This is a genomic window from Microbispora sp. KK1-11, assembly GCF_006874435.1.
Taxonomy (GTDB): Bacteria; Actinomycetota; Actinomycetes; order Streptosporangiales; family Streptosporangiaceae; genus Microbispora; species Microbispora catharanthi.
This window is the reverse complement of sequence record NZ_VIRJ01000006.1, coordinates 303,030-318,616: the sequence shown is the minus strand read 5'-3', so window position 1 is coordinate 318,616 and position 15,587 is coordinate 303,030. Positions and strand designations below refer to the sequence as shown.

26 protein-coding genes are annotated in these 15,587 nt (G+C 69.2%); 23 read left to right on the top strand and 3 right to left on the bottom strand.

All coding sequences use genetic code 11. The annotated features are described in order from the left end of the window. Nucleotides 1-321 precede the first annotated feature (321 nt). On the bottom strand, nt 322-750 hold the full coding sequence (locus tag FLW16_RS12520; protein WP_142560160.1) for a hypothetical protein: 429 nt from the start codon (nt 748-750) through the stop codon (nt 322-324). A 266-nt stretch (nt 751-1,016) separates the two neighbouring features. Here FLW16_RS12520 and FLW16_RS43615 point away from each other — a divergent pair, with 266 nt between their 5' ends. From FLW16_RS43615 to FLW16_RS12430, 21 genes are all read left to right on the top strand, one after another. Further along, on the top strand, nt 1,017-1,253 hold the full coding sequence (locus FLW16_RS43615) for a helix-turn-helix transcriptional regulator (RefSeq protein ID WP_185949382.1): 237 nt from the start codon (nt 1,017-1,019) through the stop codon (nt 1,251-1,253). Continuing rightward, nucleotides 1,250-1,459: a hypothetical protein gene (locus tag FLW16_RS45920; RefSeq protein ID WP_185949381.1), complete on the top strand. Its 210-nt coding sequence runs from the start codon at nt 1,250-1,252 to the stop codon at nt 1,457-1,459. Before FLW16_RS43615 ends, FLW16_RS45920 begins: the two co-directional genes overlap by 4 nt. Nucleotides 1,460-1,500: 41 nt before the next feature. Beyond that, entirely contained in the window at nt 1,501-1,680 is a 180-nt protein-coding gene (locus tag FLW16_RS12510) for a hypothetical protein (protein ID WP_142560158.1), read from the top strand. Further along, nucleotides 1,677-2,012 (top strand): hypothetical protein, encoded by a 336-nt coding sequence (locus tag FLW16_RS12505; RefSeq protein WP_142560157.1) that lies wholly within the window; start codon nt 1,677-1,679, stop codon nt 2,010-2,012. The genes FLW16_RS12510 and FLW16_RS12505 overlap by 4 nt, the downstream gene beginning before the upstream one ends. Next, nucleotides 2,012-2,242 (top strand): hypothetical protein, encoded by a 231-nt coding sequence (locus FLW16_RS12500; protein WP_142560156.1) that lies wholly within the window; start codon nt 2,012-2,014, stop codon nt 2,240-2,242. The genes FLW16_RS12505 and FLW16_RS12500 overlap by 1 nt, the downstream gene beginning before the upstream one ends. Next, the gene (locus FLW16_RS12495) at nt 2,239-2,577 is read left to right on the top strand and encodes a hypothetical protein (protein ID WP_142560155.1); all 339 of its coding nucleotides are present in this window, start codon (nt 2,239-2,241) and stop codon (nt 2,575-2,577) included. Before FLW16_RS12500 ends, FLW16_RS12495 begins: the two co-directional genes overlap by 4 nt. Continuing rightward, a complete protein-coding gene (locus FLW16_RS43605; protein ID WP_185949380.1) occupies nt 2,574-2,744 on the top strand; it encodes a hypothetical protein in 171 nt (56 codons plus the stop codon). The genes FLW16_RS12495 and FLW16_RS43605 overlap by 4 nt, the downstream gene beginning before the upstream one ends. Beyond that, nucleotides 2,741-2,965: a hypothetical protein gene (locus FLW16_RS12490; RefSeq protein ID WP_142560154.1), complete on the top strand. Its 225-nt coding sequence runs from the start codon at nt 2,741-2,743 to the stop codon at nt 2,963-2,965. Before FLW16_RS43605 ends, FLW16_RS12490 begins: the two co-directional genes overlap by 4 nt. Beyond that, entirely contained in the window at nt 2,962-3,150 is a 189-nt protein-coding gene (locus FLW16_RS12485) for a hypothetical protein (protein ID WP_142560153.1), read from the top strand. The genes FLW16_RS12490 and FLW16_RS12485 overlap by 4 nt, the downstream gene beginning before the upstream one ends. Continuing rightward, nucleotides 3,147-3,356: a hypothetical protein gene (locus FLW16_RS12480; RefSeq protein WP_142560152.1), complete on the top strand. Its 210-nt coding sequence runs from the start codon at nt 3,147-3,149 to the stop codon at nt 3,354-3,356. The genes FLW16_RS12485 and FLW16_RS12480 overlap by 4 nt, the downstream gene beginning before the upstream one ends. Next, nucleotides 3,353-4,096: a hypothetical protein gene (locus FLW16_RS45135; RefSeq protein ID WP_260615190.1), complete on the top strand. Its 744-nt coding sequence runs from the start codon at nt 3,353-3,355 to the stop codon at nt 4,094-4,096. The genes FLW16_RS12480 and FLW16_RS45135 overlap by 4 nt, the downstream gene beginning before the upstream one ends. Beyond that, nucleotides 4,093-4,539 carry a hypothetical protein gene (locus FLW16_RS12470; protein ID WP_142560151.1) on the top strand — a complete coding sequence of 149 codons (447 nt, stop codon included), beginning with the start codon at nt 4,093-4,095 and terminating at the stop codon, nt 4,537-4,539. The genes FLW16_RS45135 and FLW16_RS12470 overlap by 4 nt, the downstream gene beginning before the upstream one ends. Continuing rightward, nucleotides 4,536-4,814: a hypothetical protein gene (locus FLW16_RS12465; protein WP_142560150.1), complete on the top strand. Its 279-nt coding sequence runs from the start codon at nt 4,536-4,538 to the stop codon at nt 4,812-4,814. The genes FLW16_RS12470 and FLW16_RS12465 overlap by 4 nt, the downstream gene beginning before the upstream one ends. After that, nucleotides 4,811-4,966 (top strand): hypothetical protein, encoded by a 156-nt coding sequence (locus FLW16_RS43600; protein ID WP_185949379.1) that lies wholly within the window; start codon nt 4,811-4,813, stop codon nt 4,964-4,966. The genes FLW16_RS12465 and FLW16_RS43600 overlap by 4 nt, the downstream gene beginning before the upstream one ends. A gap of 15 nt (nt 4,967-4,981) precedes the next feature. Then, on the top strand, nt 4,982-5,458 hold the full coding sequence (locus FLW16_RS12460; RefSeq protein WP_142560149.1) for a hypothetical protein: 477 nt from the start codon (nt 4,982-4,984) through the stop codon (nt 5,456-5,458). 5 nt (nt 5,459-5,463) lie between these two features. Continuing rightward, nucleotides 5,464-7,422: a UvrD-helicase domain-containing protein gene (locus FLW16_RS12455; protein WP_260615199.1), complete on the top strand. Its 1,959-nt coding sequence runs from the start codon at nt 5,464-5,466 to the stop codon at nt 7,420-7,422. Then, on the top strand, nt 7,419-8,210 hold the full coding sequence (locus FLW16_RS12450; RefSeq protein WP_260615189.1) for a hypothetical protein: 792 nt from the start codon (nt 7,419-7,421) through the stop codon (nt 8,208-8,210). The genes FLW16_RS12455 and FLW16_RS12450 overlap by 4 nt, the downstream gene beginning before the upstream one ends. A gap of 20 nt (nt 8,211-8,230) precedes the next feature. Then, nucleotides 8,231-8,908, top strand: coding sequence for a hypothetical protein (locus tag FLW16_RS12445; RefSeq protein WP_142560148.1), 678 nt, complete (start codon nt 8,231-8,233; stop codon nt 8,906-8,908). Between the two features lie 97 nt (nt 8,909-9,005). Further along, nucleotides 9,006-11,522: a phage/plasmid primase, P4 family gene (locus FLW16_RS12440; RefSeq protein ID WP_260615188.1), complete on the top strand. Its 2,517-nt coding sequence runs from the start codon at nt 9,006-9,008 to the stop codon at nt 11,520-11,522. A 205-nt stretch (nt 11,523-11,727) separates the two neighbouring features. After that, nucleotides 11,728-12,132: a hypothetical protein gene (locus tag FLW16_RS12435; RefSeq protein ID WP_142560147.1), complete on the top strand. Its 405-nt coding sequence runs from the start codon at nt 11,728-11,730 to the stop codon at nt 12,130-12,132. A 382-nt stretch (nt 12,133-12,514) separates the two neighbouring features. Beyond that, entirely contained in the window at nt 12,515-12,967 is a 453-nt protein-coding gene (locus tag FLW16_RS12430; protein WP_142560146.1) for a hypothetical protein, read from the top strand. A gap of 90 nt (nt 12,968-13,057) precedes the next feature. On the opposite strand, the gene FLW16_RS12425 is transcribed toward FLW16_RS12430, so the two are convergent. After that, nucleotides 13,058-13,717 carry a hypothetical protein gene (locus FLW16_RS12425; protein WP_142560145.1) on the bottom strand — a complete coding sequence of 220 codons (660 nt, stop codon included), beginning with the start codon at nt 13,715-13,717 and terminating at the stop codon, nt 13,058-13,060. 308 nt (nt 13,718-14,025) lie between these two features. Next, a complete protein-coding gene (locus FLW16_RS12420) occupies nt 14,026-14,754 on the bottom strand; it encodes a TIGR02391 family protein (RefSeq protein WP_142560144.1) in 729 nt (242 codons plus the stop codon). Nucleotides 14,755-14,960: 206 nt separating this feature from the next. On the opposite strand from FLW16_RS12420, the gene FLW16_RS12415 reads away from it, so the two are divergent. Both FLW16_RS12415 and FLW16_RS12410 read left to right on the top strand, forming a co-directional pair. After that, nucleotides 14,961-15,224, top strand: coding sequence for a hypothetical protein (locus FLW16_RS12415; protein WP_142560143.1), 264 nt, complete (start codon nt 14,961-14,963; stop codon nt 15,222-15,224). Continuing rightward, complete coding sequence (locus FLW16_RS12410; RefSeq protein WP_142560142.1) at nt 15,205-15,498, top strand: HNH endonuclease; 294 nt, start codon at nt 15,205-15,207, stop codon at nt 15,496-15,498. The genes FLW16_RS12415 and FLW16_RS12410 overlap by 20 nt, the downstream gene beginning before the upstream one ends. The last annotated feature ends 89 nt before the right edge of the window (nt 15,499-15,587 follow it).

Here is a 15,587-nt window from a genome sequence, read left to right as displayed (position 1 = left end):
GACCGCTAGCTTGCTGTGGTCGTCGTTGATGTCTGGTTGCGGGTTTTATGGTTTGAGGGGGTGGGGGGGGGGGGGAGGGGGGGGGTGGGGGGGGGGGTGGGGGGGGGGGGGGGGGGGGGGGGGGGGGGCAGATGAGGTTTTCGGTTGTGCTCGTGCTACATACGTGACGCGTGACGCTATCTACAGGTTTTCGGTCCGAATAGACTTAGTAAGGACCATATGACTGAATCGCTACTGTCTGCCTTGATAGGTCTTGTCCCTGATTTGGGTGATTCTGGTGGCTATCGCGGTCCAATAAGTAAGGACCATATATCCTTAACGTTACTTCTTGTCCTGATTCGGCTTGTCCATCAAGCGGGCGATCTCGGCAGCCATCTCGGCGACCCGGCGCCGCTCCTCTTCGGTCAGGCTCGCCGGCACGCTCACGGTGACCCACTCGGTGTCACCGGTCTGTACTGTCGCTACCTCATAGTCCAGGTACTGCTCGATCGCCAACGCGCGCACTACATCGAGGTCAACACCCATCCCGGCCGCCAGGGCACGCAACCGCCATAGGTCTGGTGTTCTCTTTAGCCGGCCGCTCGCCACATCCCGGATCCACTGATCAGTCAGGGACTGCCCTGTGATCGGATCCTCGCAGCGGCTCGCCAGAGTGATGTAACTGATGCCCTTGTCGATAACATGGGCATGAATGAAGTCGCTCAACGGTCGCTTGGAGCGCCCGTTGCGTTGATCCCCGCTGGGCGGCATCTCACATACACCTCTTCGTATGTCCCTCGCGGCAGTGCTCGCCATCGTGCCTGAATATTGTGTTGTCAGCCCGTCACGGAGTGTGTAACGCACATCACCTCTGTAGACAAGATGCTGCCATTGAATCAGGACAGAGGGGACAGCCTGGTGTCACCTCTCCGATTGAGTCCCCGCAGTTATGGACACTCCATCTTGTCTACAGCTACAGTGACAAAAAAATCTGGTGGGAACGAACGGAGGGATTGGCGATGCCAGGCAGACCCGAGATGACCATCCGGAGCCGGAGGGTCCTCAACGGCCTCATGGGGGACCGCAGCGCCCGCGCCATCGCACGCGCCCATGGCTGCAACCACCAGGTGCTTTCCGCGCTCGCCTCCGGTCGTCGCGCCTCATGCAGCCGTACGCAGGCCGAAGCCATCGCGCAGGCGCTCGGCGTCGAAGTCGATGACCTTTTCATGGAGCGAGCAACAAAAAAATCTTTTGTGAAGGAACAGGCGGCATGAACAGGACCGTCACCTACGACCAGGCGCTCAACGAGGCGGCACAGATCTTCGCCGACGCCCGCGCCCGCCGCGACTCCCTGCCCGCCGACCAGGCCGCCCGCGAGGCATGGGTACCCGGCGGCCCCTCCGTCACCGAGATCACCGCCCTGATCAACCGGCAGCGCGCGCAGTGCCGCGAGCGCCGCCTGGCCAACGCCGCCGCCTGAACCACCCGCACCACCCCTCACCGATGAGGAGCCCGCACCTCATGCCCGAGCAGATGACCCCCGAGGAGCGTGACGCATTCCTGGCGTCCATGACCGCCCTGGAGTGCCGCCTGGTCCTGTGCGCCCTGGCGAACGTCGCCCCCGAGGCGTTCGACGCCGCCGCCGCTGCCGTCCAGCGCGATCGCGCCCTCGCCACCAACCCGCCCAAGGAGACCCGATGATCAGCACCGACCGAGACTCGATGCTCGATATCCAGCACGCCGCCGCGCTCGTGCTCGCCGACCTGCTTACCCGTGATCTGCCCAGCGCCAGCTGGACCGTCTGCAACGTCTACGACTCGCTCGACGGCCAGATCAGCAGTTGGAGCAGCAGCAAGGACGACCGGATCGCGATGATCCGCCGCTGGGCGGACACCTTCGGCGTCGAGCCCACCGTCCAGCACGCCGGGACCAAGGCCGAGAACTTGCGAGTGGTGTTCCGCCACCAGGGCGTGGAGGTCCAGGTGTGGACCTGCATTGCCGACCCGGCGGAGCCCGCTTCTGGGGAGGCGTGATGGGCCGCCGTCACCGCTCCGGCCGCCTCGCCGCCATCCGCGCCTGGTGGCAGCGCCGCCGCCGCATCTCCCGCGAGATCGACGCCTGGAACCGCCGCTTGCCCGGCGACCCCGCCATGTGGACCGCTGACCTCGAGATCGGGTCCTGGCACGTCGCCGCGCAGCTCCGCCGCACCTACCGCAACCGCGGCGACCTTCTCCCGACCCACCCGCACAAGGAGAACCCGTGACCATGCCCGCCACGCTGGAAGGCCGCCTCGAATGCGGCACCCCCGGCTGCCCGACCGTCTTCACCCTCGACCCCCTGCCGGTCCACCACGGCGCCTACACCGACCGGGAGATCCTCCGCCGCAACGCCGAACCCGCCGGGTGGCGCGTCTGCTCCGGCGGCCTCGACCGGTGCCCCGCCTGCGCGACCGGGCCCGCCGACTTCCTCATCCCCGGATGGGTGCAGCGGTGGACGCCGCCCGACCCGGACGCTGAGGCCGTCCGCCAGCTGCTGCACGCCAACAGCGACCCCACCGGCACCTTCGCCGTCGTCAACAAGGACGGGGGAGACCAGTGAGCAACGCCGCCTTCTGGATCTCCGTCGCCTGGCTGTCCCTGGCCGGGCTGGTCCTGATCGCCTGGAACCGCATCCGCCGCCGGGACAAGAATCGCCCCGGCCCGGCCAGCCCGCTCGACCACCACTGGGACACCCTCCCGCGCGAGCACCGAGGCGGCCAGGAATGAACCAGCTGATCGACCCCGACATGCCGCTGCGCCTGTTCCTCGCCTGCATGGCCGCTCTGGCCGGATCCGTCGCCGGATCCGCCGTCTGGCACCTGCTGCGTGCGCTGGGACGGGCCATACGACGCGCCCGCCAGCAGCGGTTCACCGCTCGCGCGGATCAGGCCCTGGCGCTCGTCGCCGACCTGCACCTGCACTGCGAACGGGCCGGGAGGCGGCGATGAGCTTCGCCGGATACGCCGTCACGTTGACGATCGCCGCCGCGGCCACCTTCGCCTGGGTCGGGTCCCTGCTGTGGATGACCGGCGGCGACTACCCGGCCGACCGGCTCGGCACCTGGACCCCGGAGATGACCGAGGCGTTCCGGGCCGCCCTGCGCGCCGAGGCCGAGAAGGGCGGCCGCCCGTGAACGCCGAGACCCGCGCCATGACCACCCGCATCATCCGCCAGCACCTGGAGGTCGCCGGCCAGCACCTCGGCCACGCCCGCCAGCAGTTGGAGCTGCTGCACGACACCGAGGGCTACGCGGACGCGCTCACCGAGCTGGAGGAGACGCGCGCCGCCCTGCTGTCGACCGACCGCGCCGCCGCCGACATTGCCAAGGAGCAGGCGTGAACGACTTCGAGACTCCGTCCCGGCACCAGCCCCCCGCATCGGGGGAGGGGGCTGTGGCCGCGACGGACCAGACGCTGCCCGTCCTGGGGGGTGCGGGCAGCACCCGGCAGATCCCTGACCCCACGCAGGGGTCTGCCGGCCCCACCGGCCCGGCCGCCGCTCCCGTCCTTCCCACGGTTGAGCAGCCCGGGCTGGTGGGCCAGCCCGCGGACGACCCAAGCGGGGGGTCGTCCGCGGGCCCAGGCCCCCGAAAGCGCCGCAACAAGTCCAAGGAGATCGGCACGAAGGCGGAGACCGCCGTCGTCCGCTACCTCCACGCGAACGGGTTCCCGCACGCCGAGCGCCGCAGCCTGCGCGGCCAGCTCGACGCTGGGGACATCACCGGCACGATCGGCGTCGCCTGGGAAGTGAAGGGCGGCCACGCCGCGTGGGACGCCTCCGACGCGCAGATCGCTGCCTGGTGGGACGAAGCCGAGGCGGAGCGAGAGAACGCCGGTCTGGCCTGGGCCGAGGTCGCCGTGCTCGTCGTGCAGCGGCGCGGCTACGGACCCGAACGAGCCGGGAACTGGTGGGCGTACGCCGACCTCGCCACCATCACTGCCCTCGCCACCGCCGGCGAAGGGTTCCTCTCCGCGGCGGCCCCGAACTTCTGGCTGAAGACGCGGCTGTCCGACATCGTCCTCGCGCTGCGCTGGGCCGGGTACGGCGAGCCCCTCCCGGGACGGGAGGTGGAGCCGTGATCCGCCGACGCGACACTCGCCGCCTGGTCGCCGCGCTCGTCGCCCACACCAACGAACTCGGCATCGACCGCCAGGTCTTCGCCGACGCTCTCGGCGTCACCCGCTACACAATCAACGCCTGGTTCAGGCACGCCTACCTGCCCAGCTACGTTCACGCCGCCGCCTGGGCCGAGTACATCGGCCTGCGCCTGGCCGTCGTCCTGGACGGACGGGTGTTCTCCGAAGGGGCCGATGTCCCCTCCGACTTCGTGTGGCTCCGGCGCCGCCAGGAGCTGTCTCAGAAGGAGGTGGCCGCCCGCGCCAACACCCATCGCGCCGTGATCAGCATGCGCGAGCGCCAGAAGCAGAAGCACGGCCTGGCCACGGTGCATGACCACGTCACCCTGCTCGGCTACCGGCTCACCCTCCTGCACGCCCGCCAGGCCGAGGCGGTGAGCGCATGACCCTCTTCGACCTCGGCGGCGCCGTGCCCGAGCCGCGACGACCCGCAGATGAGGAGACCGGGAAACCGGTGTGGACCAAGCTCTGGCGCGGTGGCCGCGACAAGTGCCAGCGCTGCGTCCAGCGCATCGCGGGCGGCGACGACACCAGCCGGGCCGCCACCGCGCGCTACCGCCGCCGCCACCAGGGTGCCGACCTCTACCTGTGCTCGCCGTGCGCGCAGGACCAGAAGGTCGCTGACGGCTTCGCCCAGACCGACCAAGACGGCACGTCATGACCCGGCATGTCGTCTTCATCGTCGCGCTGCTGGTCCTCGCCCTGGCGTGCCACGCGCTCGCCGCCGCCATCGACAAGGCCCACCCGGCCCCGCCCTCGGTGGTCCGCACCTGGACGCCCGAGACGCCGTTCATCACCACCACTACACACTGATCGGAGGAACCCCCCGTGTCCCTGACCCTGCCCGTCACCGCCGCCGGCATCCGGGTGGAACACCACACCCACAACGGCACCCCGCACCCCGGGCTCGTCGACACCCACCACGGCCGGCCCATCGCCTGCCTGGACCCGCACTGGGCGCGTGTGCTGGCCGCCGCGATCCTGGCCGCCTGCGACAACCCCGCGCCGGAGGACACCAACACCAACGACGTCCCCGAGGAGCTGCTGCTGCTCGCCCTCATGGGCGCCTTCGGGACCGGCGCCACCAGCATCGACGGCTACGACGGCGACGACGTCATGTGGCTCACCCTCGCGCTCGCCACGGTCATCCCGGCGATCCACTACGCCACCCGTCGTGAAGTGGCCGCCGTCCTCGTGAACCGCGCCAAGACCGTCACCTACGGCCAGACGCAGGCGGAATCCAACGCCTACGCCCAGGGCCTCGCCGACGGCGCCGCCCTCATCGAGCTCGGAAGGACCGCGTGACCGTGATGTTCACCCAGCCCGCACCGGTCGGCGACCAGTCGCCCGCCTTCGTTCAGCCTTCCACTTTCGTGGGCGCATTCACCGCGCCCGGGCTCGCGCCCACGCCCGAGCAATCCGACATCCTCGACGCGGCCGAGACCCGGCGCGACCTCGTAATCGAGGCCGGAGCCGGGACCGGGAAGACGACGACCTTGCGCATGGTCGCCGGCGCCGTCCGCAGCAACCGCTCCCTCTACCTCGCCTACAACAAGGCCATCGCCGAGGACGCCCGCGCATCCTTCCCGATCGTCACCCACTGCGCGACCGCGCACTCGATCGCCTTCCGGGCGGTCGGCTACCGGTACGAGGCCCGGCTCAACAGCCCGCGGCTGCCCGCGAAGATGGTCGCCCGGATCCTCGGCATCCCGCCGGTGCTCGACCTCGGCAAGCACGCCCTGACCGCGCCCAAGGTCGCCCGGGTCGTCATGGACACCGTCGCGAAGTTCTGCCACTCCGACGCCGACACCATCGGCCCCGAGCACGTTCCTGTCGTCCCTGGCCTGGAGGACGCCAACGCGCGCATGGCCCTTCGCGCCGCGATCGTGCCCCTGGCCCTGCGCGCCTGGACCGACATCACTGACCCGAACGGCAAGCTGCGCTTCACCCACGACCACTACCTGAAGATCTGGGCACTCGGCCGGCCCGCCCTGCCGTACGACCTGGTGATGCTCGACGAAGCCCAGGACGCCAACCCGGTCATCGCCGACGTCGTCACCCGCCAGTCCGCCCAGCGCATCCTCGTGGGCGACCGCTCCCAGGCCATCTACGGCTGGCGCGGCGCCATCGACGCCATGACCACCTTCGACGGCCAGCGGCTCGCCCTCACGCAGTCCTGGCGGTTCGGCCAGGCCATCGCCGACGAAGCCAACGTCTGGCTCGACCTGCTGAACGCGCCCCTGCGCCTGGCCGGCAACCCCGCCCTCGACTCCCGGCTCGCCCGCCTGACCAACCCGGCCGCCATCCTGTGCCGGACCAACGCCGGCGCCATCGCCCAGGCCATGGCCGCCCTCGCCACCGGGCAGAAGGTCGCCCTGGTCGGCGACGGCGTCGAGATCCGCGCGCTGGCCGAAGCCTGCCGGGACCTGCGAGCCGGGAAGCCGACCTACCACCCCGAGCTGATGGCCTTCAAGACCTGGGCCGAGGTCCAGGACTACGTGGAGAACGACTCCGGCGGCACCGACCTCAAGGTCCTGGTCAAGCTGATCGACTCCCACGGGCCCGAGACCATCATCAGCACCGTCGACCAGCTCTCCTCCGAGCTCGTGGCCGACGTCGTCATCAGCACGGCTCACAAGGCCAAGGGCCGCGAGTGGGCCACCGTACGGCTCGCGCCGGACTTCCCCGACATGCTCGACGACGACGGCACGCTGAAGACGGCCGAGGCGATGCTCGCCTACGTCGCCGTCACCCGTGCCCGGGAGGTCCTCGACCGGTCTGCCCTGTGGGGCGGCACCGGCGACGAGACCTGGGCCCAGACCCCCATCCCTGTGGAAAACGCTGTAGATGCCCCCAGAACCGAATTCGGCGCGGCGATCTGTCGCTCGCTGGATCAAGACTCAGAAACCATGAAGATCCTCACCGAGGAGAAGGAAACCGACCCCGCCGAGGCGAAGGAAACCGACCCCGCCACGGTCGAGCTGCCCGCCGAGGCCGCCAACTGGCTCGCCCTCTACAAGGAGGCCGCCAAGAACGAAGCCGCGTGGAAGGCCGCCAAGGAGCGCGCCGAAGAGCAGCTCCAGGCCCTCATCGGCGACGCCCAGGAGGCCACCATCGGCGGTCGACCCGCCATCACCTGGAAGTGGTCCAAGCCCGGCGGCGGCATCGACGGCAAGGCTCTCAAGGCGGACCACCCCGACATCTACGCCAAGTACTACAAGGCCAAGAAGCCGGGCCGTCCCTTCAACCTGGTGGGGGAGTGGAAGTGACGACCGCGTTCTCGCAGCCGACCGCCGGATGGGCGTCCCCGGCGCTCACCGGCCTCGCCGCCGAGATCGCCGCCCACGTCACCGGCGTCATCAAGGCCGCCAACGACAACGCCCCCCGATCCCGGCAGCGCTCCATCGGCCCGTCCGAGATCGGCACCCCGTGCGTGCGCCGCCTCGCCTACAAACTGCTCGACTGGGACCCCAAGCCCAACAGCGACACCGACCCGTGGGCGGCGATCGTCGGTACCGCCGTCCACGCCTGGCTGGAGCACACGTTCGGCGCGGCGAACTACGCGCTGCCGGACGGCCGGCCCAGGTACGTACTCGAGCGCCGGGTCGCCGCCGACGCCAAGCTCGTCGGCTCGTCCGACCTGCTCGACCGGCTCTTCAAGTGCGTCATCGACTGGAAGGTGCCCGGCGCCACCGCGATGACCGAGTACCGCAAGAAGCAGGACCCCGGCCTCACCTACCGCGTCCAGGCCCACACCTACGGCCTCGGCTATGCCAACGCGGGCGAGGACATCGAGCACGTCGCCATCGTGTTCCTGCCCCGCTCCGGCCGCCTCGACGGCATGTGGGTGTGGACCGAGCCCTTCCAGCCGCTGCTCGCCCAGGCCGCCCTCCAGCGGCGCGACAACGTCCTCGCCGCCGTCGTTGGCCTGGACCCCGAGGCCAACCCGCAGATGTGGGCGGCCTTCCCCACCACGGAGGCGTACTGCACGTACTGCCCCTGGTTCCTGCCCAAGTCCACCGACCTCTCCCGGGGCTGCCCGGGAGCCAACCAGTAACCCTCCGAAAGGAACGTCCCATGCAGTTCAGCCAGCCCAGCGCCGGATCCGACTGGCGCGCCAAGGACTACGTCGGCCACCTGATCCTCTTCTACGTCCGCGAGCTGAGGAAGGGCATCGTCACCCAGTTCGGGGCGTCCGACGCCATCCAGGTGGACCTCGTGGTCCTCACCCACCCCGAGGGCCCGAAGGCCGAGGAGAACGTGCTCCTCTTCCAGAAGCCCCTCATCGGCTCCCTGTCCGCCAACATCGGCAAGGACCCCGTCCTCGCCCGCCTCGGGCAGGGCACCGCCAAGCCGGGCCAGAGCGCGCCGTACATCCTCCAGCCGTTCAACGAGCAGGACGCCGCGTACGCCGCGCAGTACCTGCAGAGCGTCGGGGGCAACCCGTTCGGGACCACGAACTTCGGGGCCGCGGCGCAGCAGCCCGCTCCCCAGGCTCAGCACGTGCCGCTCCCGCAGGCCGCCCCGGCTCCGGTGGCCGCCGCGCCGGTCGCCCCCGCACCCGTGGCCCCGGCCGTGGCCTACCCGCAGCCTGCTCCCCAGGCGGTCCCGGCCGCCGTGCCCGCTCCGGTGCCTGCTGCGGTCCCGGCGGTCGGGACGGTCACCCTGCCCAACGGGCAGCAGGTCACGCCCGAGGTCGCCGCCGCCATGGCGCAGCTCGGCATGGCCGTTCCACCGGCACCACCCGCCGCCTGAGACGGCGGCACCCAGACGCGGGCGGGTCAGGAGGCGGGTCCTGGCCCGCCCGCCCCATTCCGAGATCGAAAACCGACGAAGCGGGGGGAACCACACCTTGAACGACAACGCCATCCTCCAGGCGGCCCACGCCCTCGCGAACGCCGGGCTCTGCGTCCTCCCCGCCGCGCCAGACGGCACCAAGCGGCCCGCGGTCCCCTGGAAGGAATGGCAGCACACCCGGCCCACACCCGAGCAGCTCGACACCTGGTTCGCCGGGGGAGGGCACCAGGGCCTCGGCGTCGTCTGCGGCGCCGTGTCCGGCGGCCTGGAGATGCTGGAGCTGGAAGGCCGCGCCGTCGCCGACAACCTGCTCGCCCAGATGACCGAGCTCGCGCACGCGTCCGGCCTCGGCGACCTGTGGCGGCGCGTCGCCGGCGGCTACATGGAGGTCACCCCCACCGGCGGCATCCACCTGCTCTACCGCGTCACCGGGCCGGTAGCCGGGAACACGAAGCTCGCCCGCCGCCCCGGCCCGCCCGACCCCGCCACCGGCCGCCCCACCATCGAACTCCTGGCCGAGACCCGCGGTGAAGGCGGATGGGTCGTCGTCGCGCCCTCCGCCGGGACCACGCACCCCAGCGGGAAGCCGTGGACGCTCGCGGCCGGCGGCCCCGGCTCCATCGCCACCCTCACCGAGGCCGAGCGCGACGCCCTCCACCACCTCGCCGGGGCCTTCGACGCCATGCCCATCGGCCCCCAGGACCTGCACGCCCAGCCCGACGGGACGCGGCTGTTCACCCAGCCCGCCCCCGGCTACGAAGACGGCGGAGTGCCACCCGGCGACGACTACAACGAGCGGACCACCTGGGACGAGATCCTGATCCCGCTCGGCTGGACCCGCGTCTGGCAGCGCGGCAACGAGGTCTTCTGGTGCCGCCCCGGCAAGTCCACCGGGATCAGCGCGACCACCGGCCGCAACGACGCCGACAACCTGTTCGTCTTCTCCACCTCCACCGACTTCGAGCCTGAGCGGCCTTACGACAAGTTCGGCGCGTACGCGCACATCCACCACGGCGGCAACCACTCCCAGGCCGCCCGCGCGCTACTGGCCGCCGGGTACGGCAGGCGCCCCGAGCCCACCCGGCCTGCCACCGGCCCACAGGCGCCGCCGCTCGTGGACGGCAACCTCGCCACCGTCCACGAGCTCCAGCCCGGCACCGCCCACCTCACGCTCGTGGAGGAACGCACCTACGCCAACTCCGACGACGGCAACGCCCTGGCGCTCGTCGATCGCTTCGGCGACGTCGTACGCTTCTGCGCCGACCGCGGCCGGTGGCTCGCCTGGGACGGCACCCGCTGGGAATGGCAGCCCGTCTCCGGCGGCATCGTCCGCGAGTACGCCAAGCGCGTCGCCCGCGCCCTCCCCGAAGGCGACAAGCAGTCCACCACGCACAAGAAGTACGCCCTGTCCGCGTCCGGCGTCACCGCCATGCTCACCCAGGCCAGCACGGACACGAGGACCGTCGTCGCGTTCGGCGACCTCGACGCCCACCCCTTCGAGCTCAACACCCCAGCCGGGATCATCGACCTCACCAGCGGCCAGCTCCTGCCCTCCGACGCCTCCCGCCTCCACACCCGCATCACCAGCTGCGCCCCCGACCCCAGCGCCGACACAACCCTGTGGACCCAATTCCTGAACGACACCTTCGGCGCCGACGACGAACTCATCTCCTACCTGCGCAGGCTCGTCGGCTATTCCGCCACCGGGGCCGTCACCCGCCACGTCCTGCCGTTCTGCGTCGGCTCCGGAGGCAACGGCAAGGGCGTGTTCCTTGAGGCGTTGATGGCTGTTCTCGGCGATTATGCGACCACCGCGCCGAGTGGTTTCCTGATGGCCAAGGCGCACCCCCAGCACGAAACAGAAATTGCGCGCCTGGCAGGTGTAAGAATGGTCGTCTGCTCCGAAGTCGGAGACGACGACCGATTTGACGAAGTGAAAGTCAAGCTGCTGACCGGTGGCGATTCCCTGACCGCCCGGTTCATGCGCCAGGACCATTTCACGTTCACCGCCACGCACACGCTGTGGCTCATGGGAAACCACAAGCCCCACGTCCGCGCGGGCGGACGGGCCTTCTGGCGCCGCCTGCGCCTCATCCCCTTCGAGCACGAAGTCCCCGAAGACAAGATGATCGATGACCTCCAGGGGATCCTGGCACGCGACCACGGGCCCGCCCTGCTCGCCTGGATCGTCGCGGGCGCCGCAGAGTACGCCGCGGGCGGCCTGGCCGAGCCCGAGCGGGTCAAGGCCGCCACCGCCGAGTACGCCGCCGACCAGGACACCGTCAGCCGCTTCGTGGAGGAGCGCTGCCACCTCGCGCCGCTCACGCCCGACCACGTGCAGACCCAGACCACGAAGCTGCGCCAGGCGTACGAGGCGTGGTGTTACTCCGAGGGCGAAGCCCCGGTCTCCGCCAAGAAGCTCACGCAGGAGCTCGCTCGCAAGTTCGGCGTCGGCCAAGACCGCACATCCAAGGCCCGGTCCTACACCGGCATCGCGCTGCTCGCCGACGACGAGGATCCGTCATCGGGTCCAGAGGCCGACAACGGGAAGATCGGCGGCCCAGGTTGGTGACCAACCGCCTCCCGGGCCGCCCTCACCCGTCACCCGATGACAGATGCGTCATCGCCTCGATCCGGAACCTGACCTGCACAAAGACCATACCCAAGCAAGATCGAATGACAGATGACAGATTCGCTCCCGTTGATCTCCTTACACACGCGTGTACGCGCACGCGCGCGCGTCACGCGCCCGTGTGTAGGCCGTCAAGCGGAGCCACGTGTCACATCCGTCATCCGTCACCCCGGACGGCGAGGCGATCATGACCGAGCACTTCATCTCCACCCCCGCACTCCTGGACACCTGCCACCGCTGCGGCCGGCCCATCCTCGCCGCCCACAGCCAAGGACTCCTAGCTCGCGCCGACCCGGCCCCCATCGACCCCGCCGACGAGCTCGCCGCCCTCATCGCCGGCCGAATGACCTACGACATCCACCCCATAGGCCTTCCCCGAAAGCCCTACCTCGTGCACCGCACCCAATTCCGCATCCGAGCTCCCCGGAAATGGACCGTCGTCGCCGAACACCAATGCCCACCCGGACCGCATTTCCCGCCACCACGAAAACCCGCCGTCCACCTCGAAATACCCATCGCCCCGCCTACGCCCGACCAGCCGCCGTACTGAAAGGACAGGAAACATGAGCCTTCCCTGCCCCACCCACGGATGCACGCGGCAAATGCCGGGCAACCATCGGATTTGCCGAGCCTGCGCAGCGAAAACAATCCGCGACCTCGCCGACTGCCCATCCCTCGACCGGCACCTCGACATCACCCTCACCCGCCAATCCCGCATCGGCGAAACCGGCGGATCCAGGTCCACCGAGACCGCCCTCCCGTGGGACCAAAGGGCACGCGAAGCCCGCCAGATCCTCCACAGCGCCCTTTCCGGCTGGTGGACGGCGCTCGCCGCCCGCGCCGACCTGAAAGACGCCCATGGGCCGGTCTGCCGTCTCTGCGACCACCTCTCATGCGAACGCATCGACCTCACCCGCCCACCGGCCGACACAGTGCCCGCCCTCGCCCTGTGGCTCCTACGCCACCGCGGACGGCTCCTCGGCCACCACGGCGCCGCCCAGGCCGTCGACGAGCTCGGCGACGCCGTACGCCAGGCACGACGCGCCATCGACCTGCCACCAGGCATGTGGTACGCCGGGCCCTGCGGGGTCAGCGGGTGCGACGCCGACCTGTACGCCCGGCACGGCGCCCGCACCATCCGCTGCCGCACCTGCGGCGCGACGCACGACGCCTCGGCGCGGGAGGCGTGGCTGATGCAGCAGGTGGCCGACCGACTCGGCACCGCCACCGAGATCGCCCGCGCCCTGCACGGGTTCCGGCCCGACCTCACGCCGTCGATGATCCGCGGCTACGCCCACCGCGGGCGCCTGCTCGGGCACGGGGCCGACGAGCTCGGGCGCCCGCTCTACCGGGTCGGGGACGTGCTCACGCTTATGGGTCGTTGACGTGGTGACTTTCATGCTGCCATGTCCCCGCGTGCCGTCGTCTCGTGCGGGACAGACCACCATGCCTGGCCGTCTTCTCGCCCCGACGGGTTACCTGGGAGGCGAATCGTCATCCCACCGTATCGGCTGGGCTTGCGGTAGCTCGATCCATAGCCCTGCTTGGGCGATCATGCCGCTTATCTGATCCGAGAGCGCTTTAGTGTCGGAGGATTCCAGAAATTGCCGAAATGCACTTGCGAGACGTTTCATGTTGTCACTCCTCCAATCATCGATGTACTCGTTGTCGATGACGTAAGAGAAGGTAGCGACCAGGACGCCCAATCGGGTAAGTGCGTCACTCGCGCCCCTTGCATCCCCAGCCAGGGCTCGCTGCGCTAACTCGTTAAGGGCAATAAGGAAATCCTGGCCTACGTCGTGGCGGCGTGCTTCGCGCTGCCTTTCCTGAGCCGCCTCTAGCTCTGCTTGATGTCTAAGTTGAGCATCATTTCGCTCTCGCTCATGTTGCTCGCGAGCCGCCGCCATCTCCAGCTCGTGCCTAGCCTGCGCTGCTTCCATTTGTTCGTGGTGGCGCACAGCAGCCAAGCGAAGGTCCTCCTCGCGGTCCGCGCGCGTCTGCAACTCACTCTCTCTCCTTGCCTCTGCTTCGCGGTTGAGAAGCCATCGGGCGACGGCGAAGGCAACAACGCCGCCAATGACCGCTCCAAGGAAGGCTCCCGCAAACCCGTCCAGCAGAGTGCTCGGCCAGTTCACGCTGTCTGGTGGAGTGGTGATGATAGGTGTCGGAATAGAAGTGGGGACGATGACGGTGTCTGTGACAGTAACTGTGGGGGCTGGCGTTGGTGGCGACGGTGTTGGTAGCGAAAAGAGCACAGAGGGACATTATCTAGACGATCGTCAGAAGGGGAGCGTTGTTAGCCGTCGTGTATCTTCGCGCGGACTCCAGTTGGCCAGCTCTCGTGCGTGTCGACTTGACGGACCACCTGCGCGAACGCATCATCATGGTGTCCTGAAACGAGTAGGCCCGCCGGTGAGCGGGCCTTCGTCGTGTTCGGATCGCGTTATCGCTCGACGGTCGCCGACTCCACCCAGCGGGCGAGCATGCTGAACGCCGCCAGCTGCTCCAGCGCCTCGTGCTCGGGAAGCTCGGGCTGAGGCACGTGACTGCTGGGGTTGCGGATCGCGCGGTAGCAGCCCTCCGCGAAGGCGGCCACGCCCTCCTGGAGGCTGGTGTACGTGGGCGAGCCGTCGTCGGGCATCAGCCGCAGGCGCGCCTTGCCAGGCTCCGGCGCCTTCGTGGTGAACGCCTGCCGGAAGAGGTCCTTCTCGGACACGTCGTTGCGGCCGATCTTGTTCTGCAACTCCGCGTTCAGCTTGATTGCCGCTGCGACGACCGCCTGTCGGTAGTGACCGGACTGCCACATCGCCTTGGCGCCGTCCCAGATCCACGGATGCATCTGGGACGCGTTCAGGTCCGGAGCGTCCTCGCCGAGCTTCTCGGCGATCTCTTCACGGCGCTCCAGCTCAACGACCGCTCTGCGGGCCGCCTCGATGTGCTGGCACCACTTGTTCACGGTCTCGTTCTCGTCGGCAGGAACCGCAGTCCTCCACCGAGGCAGGGCGCGATCAAGGATCTTCTCCACGACCTGCGCGCTCTCTGCGATCTCGTCGTCGCTGGCGGCGTTCCACATCCCGCTGCCGAAGTAAGCGATGTCGGGGATTTCGATTGGACGGAGTTTCGCCAGCTCAAGGAAGTGCCTCAGCTCAGCAACCGCCCATGGGATGTCCATACTCACGTCACCATCATCCACTAATGCGGGACCAATTCGGGCATTGTGACACCAAGGACCCAAAGGTACATAAGACCTAATCGGGAGAAATGTCACGGCACCATGGGCGTAATAGCTTTCGCTCTGCCTTTCGTCGCGTCCGGGCTCATCCACAGAACCGCCCTCGACCCCACCCGGCACAGCCCGGCCTGGTCACCCTCGGGGGCATGATGACCAACCTCACCGCCGAGGCCCTCGCCTACCTCGACCAGGCCCGGGCCGCGCTCACCGACCACACCCTCGACCCGCATGCTGCAGCGCTCGACGCCTACCGCTGCACGCGCATCGCAAGCCTGGCCCTCGCCGAACACCTGGGCCACACAGACTCCGACGGGCGGTCGGAGGTCGGGGAAGACGGGGCGGCAGGAACTGACGCGGGGTCCCTGCCGCACCCACCCTCGGGAGGGAGCCATGGCCGCCGGCCGGACTGAGCTCGCCACGTACGAGTACCGCAAGCTGCGCGCTCGCATCCTGGCGGAGTCCGACGTCTGCCTGGTGTGCGGGCACGGCGGGGCCGACGCCGTGGACCACGTGGTCTCGGTCAAGCAGGGCGGAGCACGACTCGACCCCGAGAACATGGCGCCCATTCACGGCGTAGACGGCTGCCCGGTGTGCCTGCGCAAGTGCAACAGCGAGAAGGGCGACAAGCCGTTGTCCCAGGTGAGACGGCTGATCACCTCGCGGGATTGGTACGCAGGGCCCTGACCTGCGGAGACCCGAGGGGGCGAAGATCGCCACCAGAATCGGACATTCTCGCGTTTGTGCAGGTCAGAGTTTTTTGATCACGATCTTGT